The organism is Alteromonas sp. ABM1_013 (assembly GCF_056160505.1).
In genome coordinates this window covers 406,385-428,334 of record NZ_JBSWXH010000001.1, presented here as the reverse complement: position 1 = coordinate 428,334, position 21,950 = coordinate 406,385, and the positions used below count along the sequence as shown (strand labels likewise).

Genomic DNA, 21,950 nt, shown 5'->3' with positions numbered 1-21,950 from the left:
GCATACATAGGCGGCACTTATCGCCATGTATAAATTGTAAACAGTTTTCATTCGGTATCAGCACTCCTATTATTAAAGAAAAAGGAGTGGCCCCAATGCCTAAAATCCCACGTTCCTCAGACAACGACTATACCCATGACATGAGCCGAACACGCCGCGAATTTATTGCTCGCGAAACTGGCACTCAGCTAAACCACTTAGGACACTATTCAATACCGCCCGAAACCTTGTCGGGAAACATAGAAAACTTCGCAGGCGTTGCACAGGTTCCTATCGGCTTTGCAGGCCCGATGCTAGTGAACGGAGAGCACGCGAAAGGCGAGTTCTACGTTCCAATGGCCACAACAGAGGGTACACTAACAGCCAGCTACAGCAGAGGCATGCGCTTAACGAGAGAAGCGGGCGGCATAACCACCACAGTTATTGACGACGCTATGCAGCGAGCGCCTATGTTCGCGTTTTCTAACGCAAGAGAAGCCCTCGAATTTGGCAAATGGGTTGAGCAAAACTTTGAAGCCATTAAACAAGCCTGTGATAGTACCACCAGCGTAGGTAAACTTCGGGATATAGAGCAATATGCCGCCTCTAAGCTTCGCTGGCTTAGGTTCAACTTTACCTGTGGTGATGCTGCTGGGCAAAACATGGTAAGCAAAGCTACCAAAGCAGGCTGCGAGTGGATACAGACAAACTATTCGGGCCCTATTGAGCACTTTGTGCTGGCAGCAAACCTTGATACTGATAAAAAGCACTCTCACTTAAACTCGCTGCATACCCGCGGAAAACGTGTCGTAGCAGAGATAACCTTGCCTAAACAACTTATGACAGACATTATGCATTGCCCGCCAGAGGCTTTGTTTAAACAGCGTCAATATTCAAATATGGGGGCGTTGATGGCCGGTAGCGTTAACAATGGTGCCCACTTCGCCAACGGCATCACCGCTATGTTCATCGCTTGCGGGCAAGATGTGGCTAATGTAGCTGAATCGTCGGCGGGGTTTACTTACGCTGAAATTATGCCAAATGGTGACTATTACTTCTCTGTTACTATTCCATCGCTCATCGTTGCTACCTATGGAGGTGGAACGGGTCTGGCTACACAAAATGAATGTTTAAGCGTACTTGGCTGCACAGAAAGAGGTAGTGTTAATAAGTTTGCGGAAATTGTTGCCGCGACAGTGCTATGTGGCGATCTATCTTTAGGTTCTGCTGTGGTAGCGGATGAATGGGTGAGCAGTCACGAGCGACTAGGTAGAAACCGTTAGAGCACTTCGGCTAGTCGCAGCACGACAGCTGCCAAAAAAGTGCAAGCTAACCTGAGAGAAGGCTTTTTGAGTTCTGACAAGAAATGCTAAACAGCAGGAATATTGGGGCGCGTAACAACAAAGTACGCGCCTATTCCCATAAATAGACCTATGCCTATGTACGCTGGAATAGGCATTGATGCAAACAGGCAAACCAGAATAAAGCTCACCAACATACTGCAGCACGCTATGCATTTCACTTTTTTCGAAATTGCACCATGCTTGCGCCACGCAACCAGACTAGGGCCATATTTAGGGTGTTGAAGTAACCAGTTTTCAAGGCGCGGTGAAGATTGAGTAAAACAAAAAAGCGCACCTATCAAAAAAACAGTTGTTGGCATTACCGGCAAGAATGCGCCAATAATACCTAGAAGGGTAAAAAACAACCCGAGTGATAAATACAGTACTTTTTTCATGAAATACTAACGCCCAATTCAGTCCAACTCCTTGGTAAGTGTCATGACTTAACACCAGCGACACACCCTTCCAATATGCCAATTTTATACTCAGATATTAGATAAAGTGGATCTACATTGCTTTGTCGTAAATCAAACCTACTCTATAACCATACGCCAAAATAATGAAGTTTCCATCTACATTGGTCTAATTTACTTTGATGCGGATTGACACCTATCCATCTACGTTGCTGCACACCATAACTCTCGCTTACTGATATCGATTACAACACGACAAATGGCATACAATCATAGATAAACGATAATAAAAACTGTTATCATTTATATTAAAGTATTGACTTTTCTTCACGCTCCTTTTATCACACAACACTTGGATTTTTTTGCAATGAAATATTTAGCCGCGTTAATAGCTGCTTCGTTGACCTCCCCTGCTTTATCACAAGACATTGAAACCTCTTCGGATACACGTGAAATATCACCCGCGAAATCCGACCAAGTAGAGCGTGTAGTAGTGACTAGCAGAGCAATTAATCTATACCGCAATGGAAACTCTTCTACGGGAAAATTAAGTGTCGACCCGCTTAATTCAACCCAGCAAATCACAACAATTAACGAAAGTTTGATACGCGACCAAGGTGCTCGAAACGCCAAAGACATTTATCGCAATATTGCAGGTGTTAGCCAGTTTAGCTATGCCGGAGTGACCGCACGCGGCTTCAGACAAGAAGAAATCTTTTTTGATGGCTTACGCGGAGACCCTTATGTAGGCTTCAACGTACCTCAATTATTTAATATTGAACGCGTGGACTTTTTGAAAGGGCCTGCTGGTATGCTTTATGGACCAGGCGCGCCAGGTGGCTTATTTAACTACGTCACTAAAAAGCCAACCTCAGATTTCGACGCCAATGCTAGGATCATAGCTGGTTCACATTCCCGCTTTGGTGGCTCAGCAGAAATAAATGGAGCGATTGATAACAATCAAAATGCGCGAGCTGGTGTTTTTTACGAGCAGCAAGATACCTATCGCGACAACAGCGACAGTGAAGTATTTATCTTCGACTCTGGCTATACATATGACCTTCAAGGCCACTTGCTAACGCTTCAATACACCCATTACTCACAAGATTTGGGCGCTAACCGACTGCGCGGCGTACCCGTTGACGACAGTGGTAACTTTCTCACAAATCCAGACTGGAATCATAATGAAGCCAGTGACTTCCTAAATTTGCGTTCTGACTCTGTTCAACTTTCTCTAGAGGGACAGCTGAGTGATTCAATCCGCTACGATACACGTTTGCGCTACATAGATAATGAACAGGAGCAGAACTACCACGAACCACGTGCGCTTATTGATAGTGATGGAGATGGGAACATAGACCTTGTTGGCCGTGAGTTCAGAGATCAATTACGCGAACAAGAACAAATTAGCTTTGGTGCTAACTTTGTGTATTCTGGCGAATGGTTGGGTGCAGACCATAGAACAGCGTTCGGCGTTGACCTTTATAAAGGAAAAGAGGACGCGCTATTAGGTGGTACTGCTTTAGAGCAAGATTTTGTCCTTCGTTATCTAACCGGGTCATCGCTTGACTCAGATATCATTCCACTAACGCTTACTAACCCTAACTACGGTATGACGCAGCCTGAAAACTACAATGTGCAATTCAGGCCTTTAAGCACAACGGAGCAAACGCGTAACGGTGCCTATGTACTGAATGAACTTGCTTGGGAACACTTTACCTTTGTTGCTGGTTTGCGCTACGACCAATTTGAAGACGAAACGTCTAGTGCTGTTTTCGACGATTCAAATGTAAGTTTTCGCATTGGTGGTATTTACAAGATTAATTCTAACATTTCGCTTTATGGACAATGGGCAGATTCTTATGAACCTCAGTCGGTGAGTAATCAGCAGAATGAGGCTGGAGGACCATTTGAGCCAACCACAGGAGATATTATCGAAGGTGGTATAAATGCAGAACTGTTCGATGAAACTACCTTGCTGCGATTAGCCGTGTATCAAATAACCCGAGAAAATATCCTTCAATCTACCGAGGAAGATCCTGAAGGTGACGGTATTGACAACGTTGCGGCGGTGGGTGAAGTCACCAGTGATGGATTTGAAGTTGAGGTTATCACTGACTTAACACCAAATTGGATTTTAAGCCTAGCATATGGTTACAACGACGCTCGAATCACAGCAGATAATGGCGGTGGCGGTATCAGTAACAGTGTAGGCGACCGCTTTGCTAATGCACCTCAGAATCAATTTGGTTTCTGGACGCGTTACCAAGTTCCTGAATGGGATCTTGCCTTTGCCTTTGGTGGAAACTATGTTGACGATCAATTGAGTCTGTCTGAGCAAAACGTGAAGTCCTATTTCATTGCCGATGCATCAATAACTTGGGAAGTAGACAACTACAGTGTACTGTTTAGAGTAGATAATCTCTTTGATAAAGAGTATGCAGAATCAGGCTTTATTGAGCGCACAGGTCACTTCCCCGGAAACCCGAGGAACGGTTTTGTAGAGTTCACTTACAAGTGGTAACCAACAACGCTTTTTAAAGTAGAAATATTGGCTAAGCTTTTGAACGAATCAAATAAAAGACGCTTAAGCTTAGCCGGTGTTTATTTTAATTAAGCTGCATGATTTGAGTATTGCTCCCAAAGCAGAGCTTATCTTTACTTTCGTTACATTAGAATTTCATGACCAACGATAGAACCACGCAAAGAAAATACAGAAAGAAGTTATACAACCTGCATGCGTGGGTAGGCTTTCAGCTTTCTATCGTCCTTTTTATTATTTTATCAACGGGCACTATCGCTACGGTCTCCAATGAAATTGATTGGCTTGTGTTTGATGAAATGCGCACGTTTAACACACTGCCCAACAACGTAGACAACACCGATGATAAAACGACTAAGTGGAACAATATCTATAAGGCAGCGCTTAGCTATTCAGAACAGGTAAAGATAAAGTCTATCTCGACCATGGGTCATGACAATTTTACCTACCGTGTCAGAGCAGAGTTCCCCGATGGCAATGACCGCTTCATTCACGTAGACCAGTACACCTATGAAGTGACAGGCGATATTCCGATTTTAACGGTACAGCGTTTTTTTCGAGACTTTCACCGTTATCTGTTTATGCCCAATTATCTGGGCTTGCCGACGGTCACCTTTTTCGCATTCATTCTTGCTATCTCGCTGTATACGGGCCTCAAAACAACCCGAAACTGGAAGACAGCCATTACCCGGCTTCGCCTAAATCAAGGTTCAAGGATCCTACTGAGCGACCTTCATAAACTGTTTGGCTTGTGGAGCCTCTGGTTTTTCGTTGTCATTGTTATAACCAGTTGGTGGTATTTATTTGAATTCGGCGCGGCTGTTGCTGGTAGCCGATTTGAGCCTCGCGCCCCCAAGGCCACTGCCATTTCAAATTATGAGCAAGTTAACCCTGTATCAAGCACACAGTTTTCTAATGCTTTTGAGCAGGCATCGCAAGCCATTGAGAACTGGCAGATAACTGGCGTATTGTTTCCTACATCTAATACAGGCACATTGCGATTTACAGGCCTAGGTAACAACCCACTGCTGCGTAAACGCGCACACAAGGTAGACATAGATATAACTACGCAGAACATTATTCGTATTCAAGAGCCAAAAACCATGGCGTGGACTAACTACCTTAATGAATATGCAGACCCACTGCACTTTGGGTATTTTGGTGGTCTTTTAACTAAGCTTATTTGGTTTGTATTTGGTGTTGGTCTATCTACGCTTTCTGCAACAGGCGTAATGATGACTTGGAAGAGAACAAAAACCTCTGCACTAACCAAAGCACAAAAGCGAACATTACCTGTATTACTCCTCGCTTTTGTCTTTTTTGTCTTTTGGTTGCAGCGGTATTGGTAGTTTTTTTAAGTTACTGCGCCTTCTAAGGCATTAGTATGGAATTAACCTTGTACTATTGCGTTGCGCTTTTGATTAGCCAAAGAGTGAAATCACTTAGCATTAGAAGATTGTTTAACCTGCTGCCACAGTGCTTCCATTTCATCTAAAGTCAATGCGTCAAGCTTCTCACCCTGCTCTGCCGCTAAACGCTCTACGCCTTTAAAACGGTTGGCAAACTTGTTACTGGCGTTGCGAAGTGCGGTATCAGCATCTACCTTGCAGTGCCTTGCCAGATTAACCATGGCAAAAAGCGCATCACCAATCTCTTCTTCAATAGCTTGTTGGTTGTCATGCATATCATTGCTTGAAGGCTTTTCGTCAGCACTGCTTGCAGATAGTAGGCGTTGCTTCGTATCAAGCTCCTGCTGAATCTCTTCCACTTCCTCACGCACTTTATCTATGACAGGTGCGGCATCAGGCCAATCAAAACCTACCTTTGCACAGGCTTTCTGCAGCTTTTGCGCATACATAAGTGCCGGCATACCTTTAGGGACGCTATCTAGAATACTGGGCTCTATTGCTTCGCCGTCTTGCTTCAAACGCTGCTTTTTAAGCTGCTTTTCTTGGGCTTTGATAGCATCCCACTGCGCGTTTAAAGCGCTGTCGTTCAACTGGGTACGTTCGCCCGTGACGTTTTCAGTTGTATCGCCAGCGCCCTCAGATGCAAGCTGATTAGCAAACACATGAGGATGACGACGCACGAGTTTTTCGCTAATGCTTTGTGCCACATCGTCAAAAGAAAATGCACTCGATTCACTGGCGATTTGCGCGTAAAACACCACTTGAAACAGCAAATCACCGAGCTCATCTTTGATATCGTGCATATCACCAGTGGCGATAGCATCAGCGACTTCGTAGGCTTCTTCAATGGTGTAGCGAGTTAGGCTTTCCATGGTTTGTTTTACATCCCACGGACACCCAGATTGCGGGTCGCGCAGCTGCGTCATAATTTCGAGCAGCCGCTGCATTTCGCTAAGCTTAGCTTTGTTTGCGTTTTGCATCTGTCACGCCTTTAAGCTGTCGCAATTGGGTTAACACTTTTGACACTCTTTCAAGGTCATTAACTTCGATAGATATGGTAATTAGTGCCGTCTGCCTGTTTTTATCACTTAAGCTATTTACCCCTAAGAGCGGCACGTTTTCATTCGCCAACACCGTAGTAATGTCGCGCAACAGGCCATTTCTATCGTGGCAAAATATATCAATGCCCGTCTCAAAACCCACTTTAAGCTCATGTGACCAATTCACTTCGATCTGACGCTCAGGGTGCTGTGACAACAAGTGCTGCAGCTGACTGCAGCTTTCTTTGTGAACGCTTACGCCACGGCCTTGCGTGATATAGCCTAAAATAGCCTCGCCGGGAACTGGCTTACAGCAGTTAGCCAGCTGACTCATTAAGTGCCCCACGCCTTGCACCACCACTGCATCTTTTTTGCCCGTGCCTGCCGCAGTTTTGCGTGTTTTCACCTTAGGACTAATTTCAGGCTCGGGGGCTGGAGGCTCTTGCAAGTGATGAATAAAGTTAATCACCTGCATAACGCGCACATCACCGGCACCTACCGCAGTGTATAAATCATCAAGAGTTTGTAAATTAAACTTCTCAAACGCCTCATTGGGTACTTTGGCAGGCAAGTGGGCACGCTGAAGTTCACGTTCTAGCAGCTCTTTACCGGCAGCAAGGTTTTTATCTCTGTCCTGCTTTTTAAAGAAGGAATGGATAGTGGCACGGGCCCGCGATGAATGCACATAGCCAAGGCCCGGATGCATCCAGTCCCGACTTGGATTCGGCTCTTTCCCGGTTAGTACTTCTATTTGGTCGCCACTTTGCAGCAAGTAAGTAAACGGCACTATGCGCCCATTCACTTTTGCGCCAATACAGCGATGTCCCACATTACTGTGAATATAGTACGCAAAATCAAGGGGCGTAGCGCCTTGGGGAAGGTCAATTACATCGCCTTTCGGTGTGAACACGTACACTCTATCGTCAAACACCTGGCTGCGAAGTTCTTCAACCAAATCGCCAGATTCCGCCACTTCTTCTTGCCATGCAAGTATGCGACGAAGCCAGTTTATACGCTCGTCATAGCCGGATTGTTTACCCGTACTGCCCTCTTTATATTTCCAGTGTGCAGCCACACCCAGCTCTGCATCCTGATGCATTTTCTGCGTGCGAATTTGAATCTCAACCGACTTTCCTTCAGGCCCCACGATCACCGTGTGAATAGACTGGTAACCGTTAGGTTTAGGCGTTGCGATATAGTCGTCGAATTCGTTAGGTAAGTGTTTATAGCTTGCGTGAACGGTACCTAACGCTGCGTAGCAATCTTGAAGTCGCTCGGCAATAATACGTACTGCACGAATATCAAAAAGCTGCTCGAACGTAAGGCGCTTCTTCTGCATTTTCTTCCAAATGCTGAAAATGTGCTTTGGGCGGCCATAAACCTCAGCGCGGATCTCTTCACCATCAAGTAGGCCTTGCAAGTCGCCTACAATAGTTTCTATATACTCGGCACGTTCTCTGCGCTTACCATCTAACTGTTTAGCAATTTGTTTGTAGGTAACAGGGTGTAAATAACGAAACGCGAGATCTTCAAGTTCCCACTTTAACTGCCCGATACCCAAGCGGTTTGCCAATGGCGCATAAATACTGGCGCACTCGCGAGCCACCATAACACGGGTTTCTTCGTCAGCTTTTTTAACCTGTTGCAGTGCACAAATACGCTCAGCCATCTTAATAACAACGGCGCGTACGTCTTCTACCATCGCAAGGAGCATACGACGAATGCTGTCTATGTGCTGCTCGTCTGATCTTTCAGCAAAGCCAGAGCCGTTCACTTTACGGGCATGTAACGACTTGATGGCATCCATTCGACGCACGCCAACGATAAGGTCTCGAATCTCCCCACCAAATTCATCAACAATATCTTCTTCACTTAAAGCGTGCTGTTCGCAATAAGGAAACACCAGGGCTGCCTGAAGCGTAGCATCGTCCATATTAAGCTGACACAAAATCTCAACCATTTCCTGACCAACCAATAGTCGCTCAGGAATGGAAGACACAGCACTTAGCTTATCTTTTGTTTCTGCACTCAGCTCAAGACTGTCTAGCCAGGCTTCAAAGGGGGGCCGGTCTGCTTCGTGGACCTTTCTTGTTGATACCATATCCTTTACTCGTTACTGCTGCTTTCGCGTAAACAAGGCCATCATTTCCATGTGATGGGTGAAGGGGAACATTTCTGCTACGCCCGCTTTTTCCATTTCATAACCTCCGTCTATCAACACTTTTGCGTCTCTAGAAAACGTACTTGGATTGCAAGAAACATACACTATCGTTTTTGGTAGTGCTTTTACAAGCGCATGACAAACGGTCAATGCCCCTTCTCGCGAGGGGTCTAGCAATACCTTATCAAACCCCTTTTGCAATGACGCCTCGACGTTGGTCTTATCTGCCAAATCTAAATGCAGCCACTCGACATTTTTAATGCCCTGTTGCTGTGCATTGTCTTTCGCGCGACGCACCATCTCTGCCACACCCTCTACCGCTTGTACCCTAGCACCTGACTTAGCAATAGGTAAGGTAAAATTACCCAGCCCGCTGAACCAATCGGCAATACGTTCGTTGGGCTGTGGGTTTAGCCAGTCCATTGCTTGGTTAATCATTTTTTCGTTAACCACTTTATTTATTTGAATAAAGTCATTAGCACTAGGGGAAATAGAACAGTCATTTATCGTAGACATAACCAAATCCGTACCACACCCCACACTGCGTATTTGCCCTTGCTTATTTTCAAGCTTTAACTCAATACCGTGGTCGCCAACCGATGAACTCGTGTTCACCAATTCGCTCACCGCATAAATAAGCTCTGCCTCAAGGGCTTTAGTATGTTTAATAACAAGGTGCGAGATATTATCACCGGCGATAAGGCTGATATGGCCAATGTGTCGAGCTGACTCGAAGCCTGTAAGCGCGTTTTGTAAAGGGCCAATGATATTAGATAAAGGGTCGACCAGTATTGGGCAACTTTCTATATTAACCACGTTGTTGCTATTCGCTTCACGAAAGCCTAGTTTAATTTGATTCGGGTTGCGGGCATCGATAGCCAGCCTTGCTTTTCGGCGATATTGAGGTCGAGGCCCCACTAACGGTGCTTGCCAAACATTTGGCTTCACTGCCAATTGACGTTCCATCATCACTTTAAGGGCGTTGTCTCTTTGCTTAAGGGCAGCATCGGGCTTTATGTGCTGTAGCTGACATCCACCACACGCATCAAACACGGGGCAGAAAGGTGCTTGTCTTGCCTCACTTGGTAATTGAATATTTGTCGCCTTCGCGTTAATCACTTTCTTTTTGCTAGATAGCACCTCTATGTCACAGGTTTCCCCAACAAGGGCACCTTCAACAAACATCATAGGGTTGCCGCGCACTACCCCATGGCCCATCCAGTCGATATCTTCGATGGTAACTGTATTGGACTTTTGGCTTTTATTGCCTTGTGAGGCTTTATTAGCTTTTCCAAATCGAAGTCCTGCGACTTGCGCGTTGGCGCTAGCATTACCTTTCTTTGCATTGCCCCTTAGGCGGGAAGACGCTGTGTCTTTTTGCTTGCTGCGTGATTGTTTAAAAAGGTTTGCCAAGTGTGACTCCGGTAACTTGCTTTGCGTAGTTTGATATTTGTTGCGTTTCTTGCAAACGCAGACCAGATAGATGTCATCTACCTGGGCTTCATTGAGTCTGCGTTTTCGTAGTGCGCGTTTTAGTTAACGCCCGCTTTAGTAAACGATTAGGACTCTAGTATAACGGTGGCGACGGCATAATGCTGCTCGTCTGAAATACTGATCACGCTTCGAGTAATGCCCCGTGCCTCACACATAGCAGCAAATTCACCAGAAAAATGAAGTTCTGGCGCCCCTAGGTCGTTGTTACGCACTTCTATGTGTTGCCAACTTATTCCATTTCCAATACCCGTACCAAGGGCTTTCACCGCTGCTTCTTTCGCGGCGAAACGTTTTGCTAAAAAGCGCACTGGTGTAGCGTGTTCACTAAACGTCTGCCATTCGAAAGGCGTAAGTACACGCTTGGCCAAACGTTCGTTAGCGCTCTCGCCTTTACCAAGGCGAGCAATTTCTACAATGTCAGTACCTAGCCCTGCAATCGCCACGTTATCTACACCCTTTTGAATCTAAGCTTAAATGCCCGCGCGAGCTTCAAGCATCAGCTTACGCATATCAGCCACTGCTGTGTGAAGACCGTCAAACGCAGCGCGAGCAATTATGGCGTGGCCAATGTTAAGTTCTATTAGCTGAGGGATAGCGGCAATTGGCTTAACGTTGTGATAGTGCAGACCATGACCCGCATTCACTTTAAGCCCTAAACTGTCAGCATACTCAATACCTTCAACTAAACGCGCTAGCTCTTTTTGCTGCTCATCTTCACTGGTGGCTTCTGCGTATTGACCAGTGTGAATTTCAATATAAGGCGCGTTACATGCTGCCGCTGCATCAATTTGCGCTTTATCTGCGTCGATAAACAAAGACACTAGGATGTTGGCATTGGCAAGACGCTCGCACGCTGCTTTGATGTTCTCGAAATTGCCCGCTACATCGAGTCCACCTTCGGTAGTCAGCTCTTCGCGCTTTTCTGGTACTAGACAGCAAAAAACAGGTTTTACTTCTTCTGCAATGGCCAGCATTTCATCGGTTACTGCCATTTCCAGATTAAGTCGGGTGTTAATGGTTTGCGCTAAAATACGTACGTCGCGATCTTTGATATGACGGCGATCTTCACGTAAGTGAACGGTAATGCCGTCTGCACCTGCACGCTCAGCAATGTCAGCAGCATGCACTGGATCTGGATAATGTGTACCGCGCGCATTGCGAAGCGTTGCGATATGGTCGATGTTAACGCCTAATAGAATCGTGCTCATTTCACCACCTAACCTGTAAGAGCGAAAGAAGATGCCTGCTCTTCATGTTTAATACATTATTTAAAGGGCGCAAACACCCTTCCTTAGAAAGTGGAGATTGTAGCAAATTTTTTTATAGAAGGTGCTGTTTAAGCATTTGAGTTAAGAGAAAATAATTTAGAGAAACTGACAGTGATGACAGGTTTACTCAAACACATAAATGCTCATAGAACAGTGCGTTTGAAAGATAAGTTCTCAAATGCGTTAGGATGTTAGCGATTTTAACTTATTTATGCCCTAACGGGGCTTCGGCATAAATAGTTCGCGGCTTTTAAGCGGCTTATCGCCAATGAGCGGTTTAAGCAAGTCGCGACAAAGCACTTTAGCAACCTTCTTGCTAAGCGGGGTAAACTCTCCCTGTGACAAACTAAGCAATGCTCGCCCGGGAAAGCCTCGCATACCCCTCGTGCCAGCCATATCTTCGGGAATAGGCACAAAGCCCGCATCTATTTGAAAGTTATAGCTACCTGTTTCTTCTATTGGCATTTCGTATTCTACGTCAGTAGTGAAGTCGGGAAGTAACCCCATTTCATCAAGTAGTGCAAATTCGAACTGTCGCAAGGTCACTTCTATGTCTTTATTATCACGAAGGGACAGTAATGCATTTTCATAAGCGTTGTGTACGCCATCGCTGGCAAGGCCGGCGGGCATAACGCGGTTGGTTAGCTCGTTTACATACATGGCACAAAACAACGCTGTGCCTACAAGATTGATGGACGGGGCGACGCTTTCAACGTGACGTAGGTTTTTTAACTCTGACTTTCCACTTAACTGTAGGCGAAGATGCTGGAAAGGTTGAAGCAGGCTCTTTTTATCTGACTTACTGTTTTTCACGCCTTTAGCTACCGCACTAACACGCCCCTCTTCCAGGGTGAAAAAGTCAACAATATAGCTGGTCTCCCTGTAAGGGCGTCTATGTAGTACATAGGCATTTAACCATTCATTATTCATTGTTGTTCACTATGGTTTAGTACCGAATCGGTAGCTATTTAGGTGCAAGTTAAAAGGTGTAAGTCAAAAAAGGTTTATATTAGCGGCAAGGGCTAGTTAACAATTTAGCTGCGTTTAATTCTTACCACTTTCATGGTTTCAAATTCAATGCCGGCCACCTCTTCTACATGGCGATAATAGGTTACGTTTACTCTTGCCCCTTTTAAGCTTTGATATTGCTGCTTTCGCCGGTAAATAAAAGGGACATCAATGCCTTCAAGCATAATGGTATGGCGTATCCAATCGCTGTCTTTTTCTTCACGCTGAACGTGAGAAATTACTTTAACGTTATCGGTTTGATTAAGCTGACTATGCTTTTCCACCAGCTTCTGTCGTTCGCTTTTCACCCTTGCCTCTTTTTTCTTATTTTTTAGTTCTTTAGCACGTATCGCTTTTTAACTAGCTAGGTTTTCTAAGACTCAATGTTGTACCTAAATCAACTTCGCTTAAACCGCTTCTATTTGCTCAATAATAAGCTGTACAGTTTCTTGCCCTCTGAAAACATTGATATCTAGGCGGTAAGCGATATGTACACGCTTTACCATGGCATTAGGCCATGCTTTTAAATCAACGTTAAACGCAATAGCGTCTACTTCATTGGCGCCGTCACTTTTCAACACCATCTTAAGGTGCTTTTGTCCCACTAGGCGCTGATCGAGAAGCGTAAATTCTCCATCAAATAACGGTGATTCAAAGCCCTGCCCAAACGGACCGGCCTGGCGCAATAAATGCGCAAAAGGCAAACACAATTCTTCTGAAGATAAATCACCGTCAGAGAGCAATGCATGATTGCCATCAAGCTTTTCCATGTGGATACGAGCAACATCAACAAAAGCTCGTTCAAAATCTGGAAGCTTTGCGACAGGCAAACTCAATCCAGCGGCCATGGCGTGACCACCAAATTTCTCGATAACGCCAGGGAAGCGTGTGTTTACTTCATCAAGTACATCGCGGATGTGCACACCAGGAATGGAGCGCGCTGAGCCTTTAATAACAATATCGTCTTGATGAGCGAAAGCGATAACAGGTTTAAGATACTTCTCTTTCAAACGCCCTGCCACAATCCCAATCACGCCTTGGTGAAAATCTTCGCGATAAACCACCAGCGCGCTTGGCATATCGCCTTCATCCAGCGCCATTTGCTCTAGTACAGTCTCGGCTTGCGCTTTCATGCCGGTTTCAATTTCACGGCGCTCCTTGTTAAGAGCATCGAGCTCTGCCGCTATCATTCGCGCTTGAATGGTTTCATCTTCTAATAAGCAAGCGATGCCTTGCGACATATCGTCTAAGCGACCAGCGGCATTAAGTCTTGGGCCTACTACAAAACCCAAGTCGGTCGAAGTTAGATGGGCACAATCGCGGTTTGCCACTTCAACTAGTGCCTTGATACCAGGTCGACACTTACCAGCCCGAATACGCTGAAGCCCTTGATGAACTAAAATTCGATTATTTTTATCTAAAACCACCACATCGGCCACGGTGCCAACAGCAACAATATCTAACAGAGACGCTAAGTTAGGTGGTGCAATACCTACTTTCTCAAAATACCCTTGTTGCTGTAGCTCAGCTTTAAGCGCGAGCATGATATAAAATGCCACACCCACGCCTGCTAAGTTTTTAGACGGGAATTCACAGCCAGGTTGGTTAGGGTTCACTATCGCATCAGCTGGCGGTAATGTATCACCTGGCAAGTGGTGATCGGTCACCACAACCTGCATACCTAAGGATTTTGCATGGGTCACACCGTCAATACAGGATATGCCGTTATCCACGGTTACTATAATGTCTGCGCCTTGTTTAGCTGCTTCATCGACAATAGGTACGCTAAGCCCATAACCAAAATCAAAGCGGTTAGGTACCAGAAAATCAACGTTGTGATAGCCCATAGCTCGAAGCGCCAGTATACATACCGACGTACTGGTAGCGCCATCGGCATCAAAATCGCCCACTATGATAACGCGCTTATTTTGCATAACGGCATTGGCAAGGATTTGCGCGGCTTGGGGCATCCCTTTTAATACGTTGAAGTGCGTAAGCCCCTTAAGGCCATTCTCCAAGTCATCCATATTCGCAATATTGCGACCGCGATAAATTCTGTCGATAACAGGGTGTAAGTCGGAACTTAACGAGGGGCCGGTAACTTCGCGGCGAACAATAGGCAAAATCATGAAATACCACTAAACCAATATTGTGATTGCAGTTGTCTTAAACACTTGATACAAATCAAGTTTAGGCAAATTCAAATTGAACATATTCGTTAAAGAATAAAAATTTTCAAATAGAAATTCTGCGCTAACTGCAAAGTGAAACCATACGAAAGAACGTAAGAAAATAACGCGATGAATCATACCGCAGAAAACAAAAAAACGCACAGTGCGTGCGTTTTTTTCATGTCAGAAACTAGGAAGTTTAAATGACTACTCTTCGCCTTCCAACGCTTTTGCGAGCAATGCGGCTGGCTGGTAACCAGGAATCAATGAGCCGTCGGGCAACACGATATTAGGTGTGCCGTTCACCCCTAGCTTTTGACCCAGCATATATTGCTCTGCCACTTTGTTTTTGCAGCTTGCGCTTGCCACATCACTGCCTGCCTTCGCTTTAGTTAACGCTTTTTGCGGGTTTTCGGCGCACCATACTGACACCATATCGTTGTAGTTTTCACTGTTTAAACCAGAACGTGGAAACGCAAGGTAATGAACCGTAATACCGGCATCGTTAAGCTCGTCAATTTCGTTATGGAATTTGCGGCAATATCCGCAGGTGATGTCTGTAAACACGCTAATTTCGTGCTTTTCGTTTTCCGCTTTAAACGTAATAGACGACGATTCCATTGATGCAACGCCCTCTTTACGCAAGCCTGAAAGGGCCAACTCTGTTTCGTTGCGCATTTCTTCATCAATATTAAAAACGCGAGCCTGAAGCAAATATTGTCCATTTTCACTTACATAAAACAAGCCGCGGTTTGTAGATACTTGAACTAAGCCAGATACAGGAGAATCGGCAATGGTTTCTACATCTAGCCCAAGCATTGACGTTAATTTATCGCGGATAGCGGCTTCGTCAGCAGCTTGCGCGCTTAACCCTAATAGAGAACCTGCCGCTACTACGCTGGCTAACAAAATTTTCTTTACTGCTTTCACTAAATACTCTCCATTTTGCCATTTAAGCTTGTTTGTACTCACTTGGCCTAGATTGCAGCTGCCTAAATATGTGCTTTCATCTTAAGGCAACCACTAAACATTTTCATACTTATTACTTTCAGACCGATGAACTTAACAAAAAATTGCTTTTTTCACGCTAATTTTTTGTTTATCTGTGCATTTACGCTGTAACAGAATGCCATCGAGGTAACCGTGAGGTTAATAAACTACAACACCCCTAGTACTAGCCTACCACGCCTAATCTAAAGTAATTCTTCGGCTATATCCTATCACACCCCTTTTCATTTGATATATGTATAAGCAGAGGCTCGTCGTACACAAGGCTCAGTTTGTAGCATTCTCACTCAATGTGTTTTTTGACTCGTTAGCCTCGGGGGTGATGACTATGAATAAGCGTCTGCAGCCGCTCTGTCGCTACATGGGTGTAAATTTGGGTTGTTGATAAATCGCTATGACCTAACAACATTTGTACTACACGTAAATCTGCTCCGTGATTTAACAGATGGGTAGCAAATGCATGGCGCAGTGTGTGGGGGGATAAATGCTGTTCAACACCTGCTTTCACTGCATAGTATTTAATGCGATGCCAAAATGTTTGGCGTGTCATTTTTTGCCCGCGCTTGCTTAGAAAAACCACGTCAGACGTTTTTGTAGCAAGAATAGGTCGCGCGGTTTTTATATAGGTTAATAACCATTCGATTGCATCTTCCCCAAGAGGGACTAAACGCTCTTTGTTTCCTTTACCTACAACTCTTACCACACCTTGCTGAAGGCTAACTTGGTCCATCGTTAACCCTATTAACTCACTCACACGCAGGCCCGTTGCATAAAGCACTTCAAGCATGCTTTTGTCTCTGCATTCAATTGGGTCGTCAGTTAAAGGGGCATTAAGTAAATCTTCAACCTGCTGCTCGCTTAAAGAAGAAGGTAAGGCCTTTGGTGTTTTGGGGTTGGACAACGCAGAAACAGGACTATCTACGCGAATTTGTTTACTAATAAGAAACACAAAAAAGGCGCGAATGGCGCTAAGCGCGCGTTGCGTACTGCGAGTAGACAGGCCTTTATCATGGCGATAGGCAAGGTAATCTTGGAGCTGTTCAGTAGTCAGCACAGCAATATCCTTAACACCTTGATTGTTGCTGTAAATGGCAAGCTTAGTGAGGTCGGTGCGATAGCTTTGCTGAGTATGTTCTGACAGCCCTTTTTCGAGCCACAACATTTCAATAAAACCATCAATATGTGCCTGACTTGCCGCAGGCACATAGATTAACTCACGTTCAATTTTTGCCATTTAGAAGCCACGCTTTTGCTTAACCAGCTCGTAAGCTGACTGAATATCTTGCGCTTTCTTTTTGGCAATCTCCATCGCCTGTTCCGGCAAGCCTTTAGATACAAGCTTGTCTGGATGATGTTCAGCCATGCGCTTTCTGTAAGCTCGCTTTATTACTTTCTCATCGTCAGATGCCGCTACGCCTAGAATGCGATAGGCATCATCTAAGCTTTGCTGTTCTGAGTAGGCCGATTGCTGTCCACGGTGCCGCTGTCCTGAACCCGAGTGAGCACGTTGCCCTGCACCTGAGTGTGCCCGCTGCCTGAATCGAATTTCAGCTTCATACATTGAAATAAGGTAATCTAAATCACGACGCCTGAAACCCAATGGTTTCGCCACTTTTTCCAGTACATTGTATTCTTCTTGAGAAAGCTGACCGTCGGCAAACGCGGCTTGAATAAGAATTTCCAAGAACACTTGCAGAATATCCCGACGACCGTGGCTGGCATCATAGAAGCCTTTTAACGTATCCACTAAAGGGAAGTCTCGTGCTTTGCCCTCTCTGAATGCATCTTGCGCTTCGCGGCGGGCATCGCCTGTAAGGCGCATTTCGTCCATTAACGCCGTAGCAATTTGAATTTCTCTATCAGTCACCTTACCGTCAGATTTAGCAAGATGACCTAATGCACTAAACAAGCTATGGAAGAAAATGGCTTGCTGCTTTAAATTGTCCTGATCAGTAAAAAAGCGCCCAAAGCCACCTAGCTGATTAAAGTCTTGGCGGTAGGCTTTATCAAAAAAGTGTCCGACTATCAGCCCTAGGATCGCTCCTGGTATTTTTAAAAACATAAAGCCGAACAAGGCGCCGAGGACTTTTCCCCAAATTGACATCGCGTCATTCTCCATTGGTGCACTGTTTAGAAAGTTGATGTTACTGTCGTTAGTTCACGCCGTGCACTGCGCGTTAAGTACATCATCATATCAAATACATAAGTTAATTAACTAGGGCTTAAGCAGAACGAAATCAAGCTTACTGCCGCTGTCTTTGATGTGTTGACCATATAAAAGTGCATTTTTTTACCTGAATGGTTGGTAATTGCGACAGAAGCGCTTAGAATTGAGCGCTTGAATAAAATAGTAATAGCTAGTGAGCTCGACGCTTTATTACAGTGAAAGAAATAAAGGGCGCGATCACTGGTTTTTTTAATCGTTATGTCGAACTAACCGAGACGCAAGTCGTCTTACTTGGGTTTAAAAGCAACATACAACAAAACAGGCCACCCATTTACGCATGAAAAACACCTGCGCCATGCTTGTTTCCGCGACTCTTTTGCCTACGGTCGCGTTTGCACAGGAAACGACAGCTTCAAATTCTCAATCAATCTCAGATGCAGCCCCTCTCGCATTTTGCTCAGTCGAACCTGTTACTTTTAGTAGCCAAGCATTGATGCCTAAAGGCCATGTTAAAGTTGAAGCTAATCGTACAGAAATCATTCAAGACACTGTAGCCTTGTTTTCTGGCAATGTAGACATAACGTCAGACACCGCAATAATTAGTGCCTCTCAGGCACAAGTTAATGGAACCGGTAGTGGCCGCGACCTTATAGCAAAAGGCGATGTAGCCTACCAAGATGCGCAGCTGAAAGTGGAAAGCGATGCGGTAACCTTGCGTTCTGAAGAAGAGCGCTTGGAGATGCAAAATACCCGCTATAAGCTGACTGGGTTTGTAGGGCAAGGCGCCGCCGAAGATATTGTATTAGATACAGATACCGGCATAGTACTTAAAGAGGTAAGTTTCTCTACTTGCCCTCAAGGTGATGAAGACTGGATGATTCGCGCCAGTGAAATCAGCTTGGAAAAAGGGACTGTATGGGGACAAGCCAAACACACCCGTTTCTACATTGCCGATGTTCCAGTATTTTATTTGCCTTATTTTGCGTTTCCAGTAAGCAATGAACGACAAACCGGCTTATTATTTCCCGAGCTGACAAGCTCTAGTCGAACTGGCGTAGACTACACTCAGCCTTTTTACTGGAATATTGCGCCTAACTACGACATGACCATTTCCCCACGGTTGATGTCATTGCGCGGTCTTCAGCTAAATACCGAGTTTCGTTATCTAACAGACCGCAGTCAAGGGACCGCCTACGTTGAATATTTACCTAGCGATTCGGATATTTCAGGTAACCCAGACCGATATTTTTACCGCCTTGAACACCAAGGGTTAATTGCCGACAACTGGTTGCTCAATATTGATTTTAATGGCCTAAGTGACGACAACTACATAGTGGATCTTGGTTCAGACTACTACAGCCGCTCTGATACTCATTTATACCGGAATATTGGGTTGAGTTACTACTCTCAAAATCTTTCTGTCAGTATGCAGGTAAAAGATTTCGAAGTATTGGGTGATACTGCTGACAGCTATCGCGCTGTTCCAGAAATTAAAGTTAACTACAACAAAGCACTAGGCGAGTACTTTGAGTTTAATCTTGATTCAGAAGTCGCTCATTTTGACAACACATTAGATACTGCGCCAACCGCAACGCGATTTCACATTGCGCCAACGCTTGCCATGCCATTTCGCGCGGCATGGGGAGAATTTGTTGCAGAGACTTCATTATTTCAAACTGTGTATCAGCAAGACAATGTGGAAGGGACTGATTTAGAAGAAGATGTAGAGCGTACCCTTGGTCAGGCTCGCCTTTACGGTGCACTGTACTTTGAAAGAGATACATCTTGGTTTAGTGACGATATGTCGATGACCCTTGAACCAAAAGTTCAGTATCTTTACACGTCTTATGAAGACCAAACTGCCATCGGCTTTTATGACTCAACACCTCTGTTAACTGACGTTGAAGGCTTGTTTCGAGGACAGGAATTTACTGGCCTCGATAGAATTAGCGACAACAACCAGATTACCCTTGGTGCCACCACTCGCATGTTAGATAAAAACAATCGGGAACAATTCGTTCTTAGTGTGGGTCAGATATTCTATCTTGAAGATAATAAAGTGGTTGCGGCAACTAAAAACCAAGATCGATCAGCCCTTGCCGCTGAGGTAGATTGGCGCTTTAACCAAAATTGGTTTTTCCATTCTGATGTGCAGGTCACCACTGACACAGACAAAGTTGACCTGAGCAGCGTGGGCATTGAATACCGTAAAGATGACGCGCGCTTTATTCAATTAAGTCATCGCTACGTTCGCGACCTTAGTGGTGAAACCATTAATCAAATAGGTATTTCAGCAAGCTGGCCAATTTCTGAAAATTGGCAATGGGTTGGCCGTACTTACCGTGATTTAGAGCGCCATCGAAGTGTAGAAACCTACGCAGGTATTCAATATGAGTCTTGTTGCTGGGCAGTTCGACTTGTCGCCCAGCGCAGTTTGAACAACCGCTACAACGACAGTGGCGTTCAGACAACGGATGATTTCGACTCTGGTGTGTCGCTACAGTTTATTTTCAAAGGTATAGGTTCATCAGGAACCCAAAGAAGCATGCTTGAAGACGGTATGTTTGGCTATCGCCAGCCTTATAGTTTAAATTAACCCGCAATTGAGCGCCTAGCAGCGCTTAAAAGCATTAACCAATAATAAAAGAGTGTGTATGAAGTTCATTATCCGTGCATTGATGTTAGGTGCCCTACTCTCGTTTAACAGCGTGGCACAAGAAGTAATGCTTGACCGCGTAGCTGTGATTGTTGATCAAGGCGTTATACTTGAGAGTGAAATTAAAGCCCTTGTACAAGACGTTAAGCGCAACGCTGAAGCTAACAACCAACAGCTACCTTCAGACCGCGCGCTTCGTACACAGGCTATTGAGCGTTTAATTACGAAGAGCCTTCAGCTACAAATGGCTGAGCGTATGGGTATTCGTATCAGTGACCCTCAACTTGAGCAAACCATTGGTAATATCGCGGCCAATCAAAATGCGACCGTAGAACAACTTCGCGCTCAATTGGCCGCTGAAGGCATTGCTTATGATGACTATCGCGAAGATATACGTGAAGAAGTTATCATGGGTGAAGTGCGCCGCGCGAACGTACGCCGCCGCGTTTATATCACGCCTCAAGAAATAGATACGCTGATTGATCTTATGGAGCAACAGGGTGCAACGCAGGCCGAATACCGTTTAGGTCATATACTTATTGGCTTCCCACCTGAACCAACAGACGAGGACATTCAGGCAGCACGTGAGCGCGCGGACAAAGTAATAGCCTTGTTAGAATCAGGCTCTGATTTTGCTAAAATCGCCATTGCCTCATCATCGGGTAACGAAGCGTTAGAAGGTGGTGATATGGGCTGGCTTAATATTAACGCTATGCCAACGCTTTTCGCAGAAGCAATTCAGGACAAGGATAAGGATGCGCTTGTTGGTCCTATCCGAAGCGGCGCAGGCTTTCACATACTTAAAGTACTAGATACTCGCGGTATTGAGAAAGTTACCGTTGAAGAAGTGAACTCACGTCATATCTTGGTTAAGCCATCAATTATTCTAAGCGAAGAAAAAGCAAAAGAGATGCTAGTGCGCTTCAAAGAAGAATTGAAAAACGGTGAAGCGGACTTTGCAGAGTTAGCTAAAGAATATTCAGAAGACCCTGGCTCGGCCCTTCGCGGTGGCGAACTAGGTTGGTCTGCCCCAGGTAATTATGTACCTGAGTTTAAAGAAGCATTATCACAGCTTGAACCTGGCGAATACAGCGACCCAGTGCGCACTGTTCACGGCTGGCACTTAATTCAACTTAACGACCGTCGCATGGATGACGCAACGGATAAACGTAAAGAAGATAAAGCATATCAGCTTATCTTTAACCGTAAATTTTCAGAAGAAACCGAAAACTGGTTACGTGAGATGCGTGATGCCGCTTACGTCGAAGTTGTCGAATCTTAATAATAAGTT

Annotated in this window: 16 protein-coding genes and 1 pseudogene; 5 read left to right on the top strand and 12 right to left on the bottom strand. The window is 45.1% G+C overall.

What is annotated here, in order from left to right:
* Positions 1–95 precede the first annotated feature (95 nt).
* On the top strand, positions 96–1,262 hold the full coding sequence (locus ACXAGK_RS01815; protein ID WP_474853719.1) for a hydroxymethylglutaryl-CoA reductase: 1,167 nt from the start codon (positions 96–98) through the stop codon (positions 1,260–1,262).
* Between the two features lie 86 nt (positions 1,263–1,348).
* Here the strand turns inward: ACXAGK_RS01815 and ACXAGK_RS01810 are convergent, their stop codons facing one another.
* On the bottom strand, positions 1,349–1,717 hold the full coding sequence (locus ACXAGK_RS01810) for a YbaN family protein (RefSeq protein ID WP_474853717.1): 369 nt from the start codon (positions 1,715–1,717) through the stop codon (positions 1,349–1,351).
* A 385-nt stretch (positions 1,718–2,102) separates the two neighbouring features.
* Between ACXAGK_RS01810 and ACXAGK_RS01805 the strand changes: the two genes are divergently transcribed.
* Together ACXAGK_RS01805 and ACXAGK_RS01800 are read left to right on the top strand one after the other, a co-directional pair.
* The gene (locus ACXAGK_RS01805; RefSeq protein ID WP_474853715.1) at positions 2,103–4,259 is read left to right on the top strand and encodes a TonB-dependent siderophore receptor; all 2,157 of its coding nucleotides are present in this window, start codon (positions 2,103–2,105) and stop codon (positions 4,257–4,259) included.
* Between the two features lie 158 nt (positions 4,260–4,417).
* Positions 4,418–5,626 (top strand): PepSY-associated TM helix domain-containing protein, encoded by a 1,209-nt coding sequence (locus ACXAGK_RS01800; protein WP_474853713.1) that lies wholly within the window; start codon positions 4,418–4,420, stop codon positions 5,624–5,626.
* Positions 5,627–5,715: 89 nt separating this feature from the next.
* Here the strand turns inward: ACXAGK_RS01800 and mazG are convergent, their stop codons facing one another.
* The 11 genes from mazG to djlA all read right to left on the bottom strand — a co-directional run bounded on the left by mazG (position 5,716) and on the right by djlA (position 17,940).
* Positions 5,716–6,666 carry a nucleoside triphosphate pyrophosphohydrolase gene (gene mazG, locus ACXAGK_RS01795; RefSeq protein ID WP_474853711.1) on the bottom strand — a complete coding sequence of 317 codons (951 nt, stop codon included), beginning with the start codon at positions 6,664–6,666 and terminating at the stop codon, positions 5,716–5,718.
* Positions 6,644–8,827: a GTP diphosphokinase gene (relA, locus tag ACXAGK_RS01790; protein WP_474853708.1), complete on the bottom strand. Its 2,184-nt coding sequence runs from the start codon at positions 8,825–8,827 to the stop codon at positions 6,644–6,646. The genes mazG and relA overlap by 23 nt, the downstream gene beginning before the upstream one ends.
* A 12-nt stretch (positions 8,828–8,839) precedes the next feature.
* The gene (gene rlmD, locus ACXAGK_RS01785) at positions 8,840–10,300 is read right to left on the bottom strand and encodes a 23S rRNA (uracil(1939)-C(5))-methyltransferase RlmD (protein ID WP_474853706.1); all 1,461 of its coding nucleotides are present in this window, start codon (positions 10,298–10,300) and stop codon (positions 8,840–8,842) included.
* A 146-nt stretch (positions 10,301–10,446) separates the two neighbouring features.
* The gene (gene acpS / locus ACXAGK_RS01780; protein WP_474808631.1) at positions 10,447–10,824 is read right to left on the bottom strand and encodes a holo-ACP synthase; all 378 of its coding nucleotides are present in this window, start codon (positions 10,822–10,824) and stop codon (positions 10,447–10,449) included.
* A gap of 27 nt (positions 10,825–10,851) precedes the next feature.
* On the bottom strand, positions 10,852–11,589 hold the full coding sequence (pdxJ, locus tag ACXAGK_RS01775; RefSeq protein WP_474808633.1) for a pyridoxine 5'-phosphate synthase: 738 nt from the start codon (positions 11,587–11,589) through the stop codon (positions 10,852–10,854).
* 276 nt (positions 11,590–11,865) lie between these two features.
* Positions 11,866–12,579: a DNA repair protein RecO gene (gene recO, locus ACXAGK_RS01770; protein ID WP_474853704.1), complete on the bottom strand. Its 714-nt coding sequence runs from the start codon at positions 12,577–12,579 to the stop codon at positions 11,866–11,868.
* A gap of 104 nt (positions 12,580–12,683) precedes the next feature.
* Positions 12,684–12,965, bottom strand: a complete 282-nt coding sequence (locus ACXAGK_RS01765; RefSeq protein WP_474808637.1) for a hypothetical protein — start codon at positions 12,963–12,965, stop codon at positions 12,684–12,686.
* 99 nt (positions 12,966–13,064) lie between these two features.
* Complete coding sequence (gene recJ / locus ACXAGK_RS01760) at positions 13,065–14,786, bottom strand: single-stranded-DNA-specific exonuclease RecJ (RefSeq protein ID WP_474853702.1); 1,722 nt, start codon at positions 14,784–14,786, stop codon at positions 13,065–13,067.
* Between the two features lie 249 nt (positions 14,787–15,035).
* Complete coding sequence (dsbC, locus tag ACXAGK_RS01755) at positions 15,036–15,758, bottom strand: bifunctional protein-disulfide isomerase/oxidoreductase DsbC (RefSeq protein WP_474853700.1); 723 nt, start codon at positions 15,756–15,758, stop codon at positions 15,036–15,038.
* A 385-nt stretch (positions 15,759–16,143) separates the two neighbouring features.
* Positions 16,144–17,070, bottom strand: coding sequence for a site-specific tyrosine recombinase XerD (xerD, locus tag ACXAGK_RS01750; protein ID WP_474853698.1), 927 nt, complete (start codon positions 17,068–17,070; stop codon positions 16,144–16,146).
* Entirely contained in the window at positions 17,071–17,940 is an 870-nt protein-coding gene (gene djlA / locus ACXAGK_RS01745; protein WP_474853696.1) for a co-chaperone DjlA, read from the bottom strand.
* A 400-nt stretch (positions 17,941–18,340) separates the two neighbouring features.
* Between djlA and lptD the strand changes: the two genes are divergently transcribed.
* Positions 18,341–20,599: an LPS assembly protein LptD gene (gene lptD, locus ACXAGK_RS01740; RefSeq protein ID WP_474853694.1), complete on the top strand. Its 2,259-nt coding sequence runs from the start codon at positions 18,341–18,343 to the stop codon at positions 20,597–20,599.
* Between the two features lie 49 nt (positions 20,600–20,648).
* Positions 20,649–21,941: pseudogene (surA, locus tag ACXAGK_RS01735) on the top strand (peptidylprolyl isomerase SurA); the annotation flags it as partial.
* Positions 21,942–21,950 lie beyond the last annotated feature (9 nt).

Bases quoted from the DNA above. Each gene is read 5' to 3' on its own strand.
- ACXAGK_RS01815 (WP_474853719.1), top strand. From the start codon at position 96: ATGCCTAAAATCCCACGTTCCTCAGACAACGACTATACCCATGACATG.
- ACXAGK_RS01810 (WP_474853717.1), bottom strand. From the start codon at position 1,717: ATGAAAAAAGTACTGTATTTATCACTCGGGTTGTTTTTTACCCTTCTA.
- ACXAGK_RS01805 (WP_474853715.1), top strand. From the start codon at position 2,103: ATGAAATATTTAGCCGCGTTAATAGCTGCTTCGTTGACCTCCCCTGCT.
- ACXAGK_RS01800 (WP_474853713.1), top strand. From the start codon at position 4,418: ATGACCAACGATAGAACCACGCAAAGAAAATACAGAAAGAAGTTATAC.
- mazG (WP_474853711.1), bottom strand. From the start codon at position 6,666: ATGCAAAACGCAAACAAAGCTAAGCTTAGCGAAATGCAGCGGCTGCTC.
- relA (WP_474853708.1), bottom strand. From the start codon at position 8,827: ATGGTATCAACAAGAAAGGTCCACGAAGCAGACCGGCCCCCCTTTGAA.
- pdxJ (WP_474808633.1), bottom strand. From the start codon at position 11,589: ATGAGCACGATTCTATTAGGCGTTAACATCGACCATATCGCAACGCTT.
- recO (WP_474853704.1), bottom strand. From the start codon at position 12,579: ATGAATAATGAATGGTTAAATGCCTATGTACTACATAGACGCCCTTAC.
- recJ (WP_474853702.1), bottom strand. From the start codon at position 14,786: ATGATTTTGCCTATTGTTCGCCGCGAAGTTACCGGCCCCTCGTTAAGT.
- xerD (WP_474853698.1), bottom strand. From the start codon at position 17,070: ATGGCAAAAATTGAACGTGAGTTAATCTATGTGCCTGCGGCAAGTCAG.
- djlA (WP_474853696.1), bottom strand. From the start codon at position 17,940: ATGTCAATTTGGGGAAAAGTCCTCGGCGCCTTGTTCGGCTTTATGTTT.
- lptD (WP_474853694.1), top strand. From the start codon at position 18,341: ATGAAAAACACCTGCGCCATGCTTGTTTCCGCGACTCTTTTGCCTACG.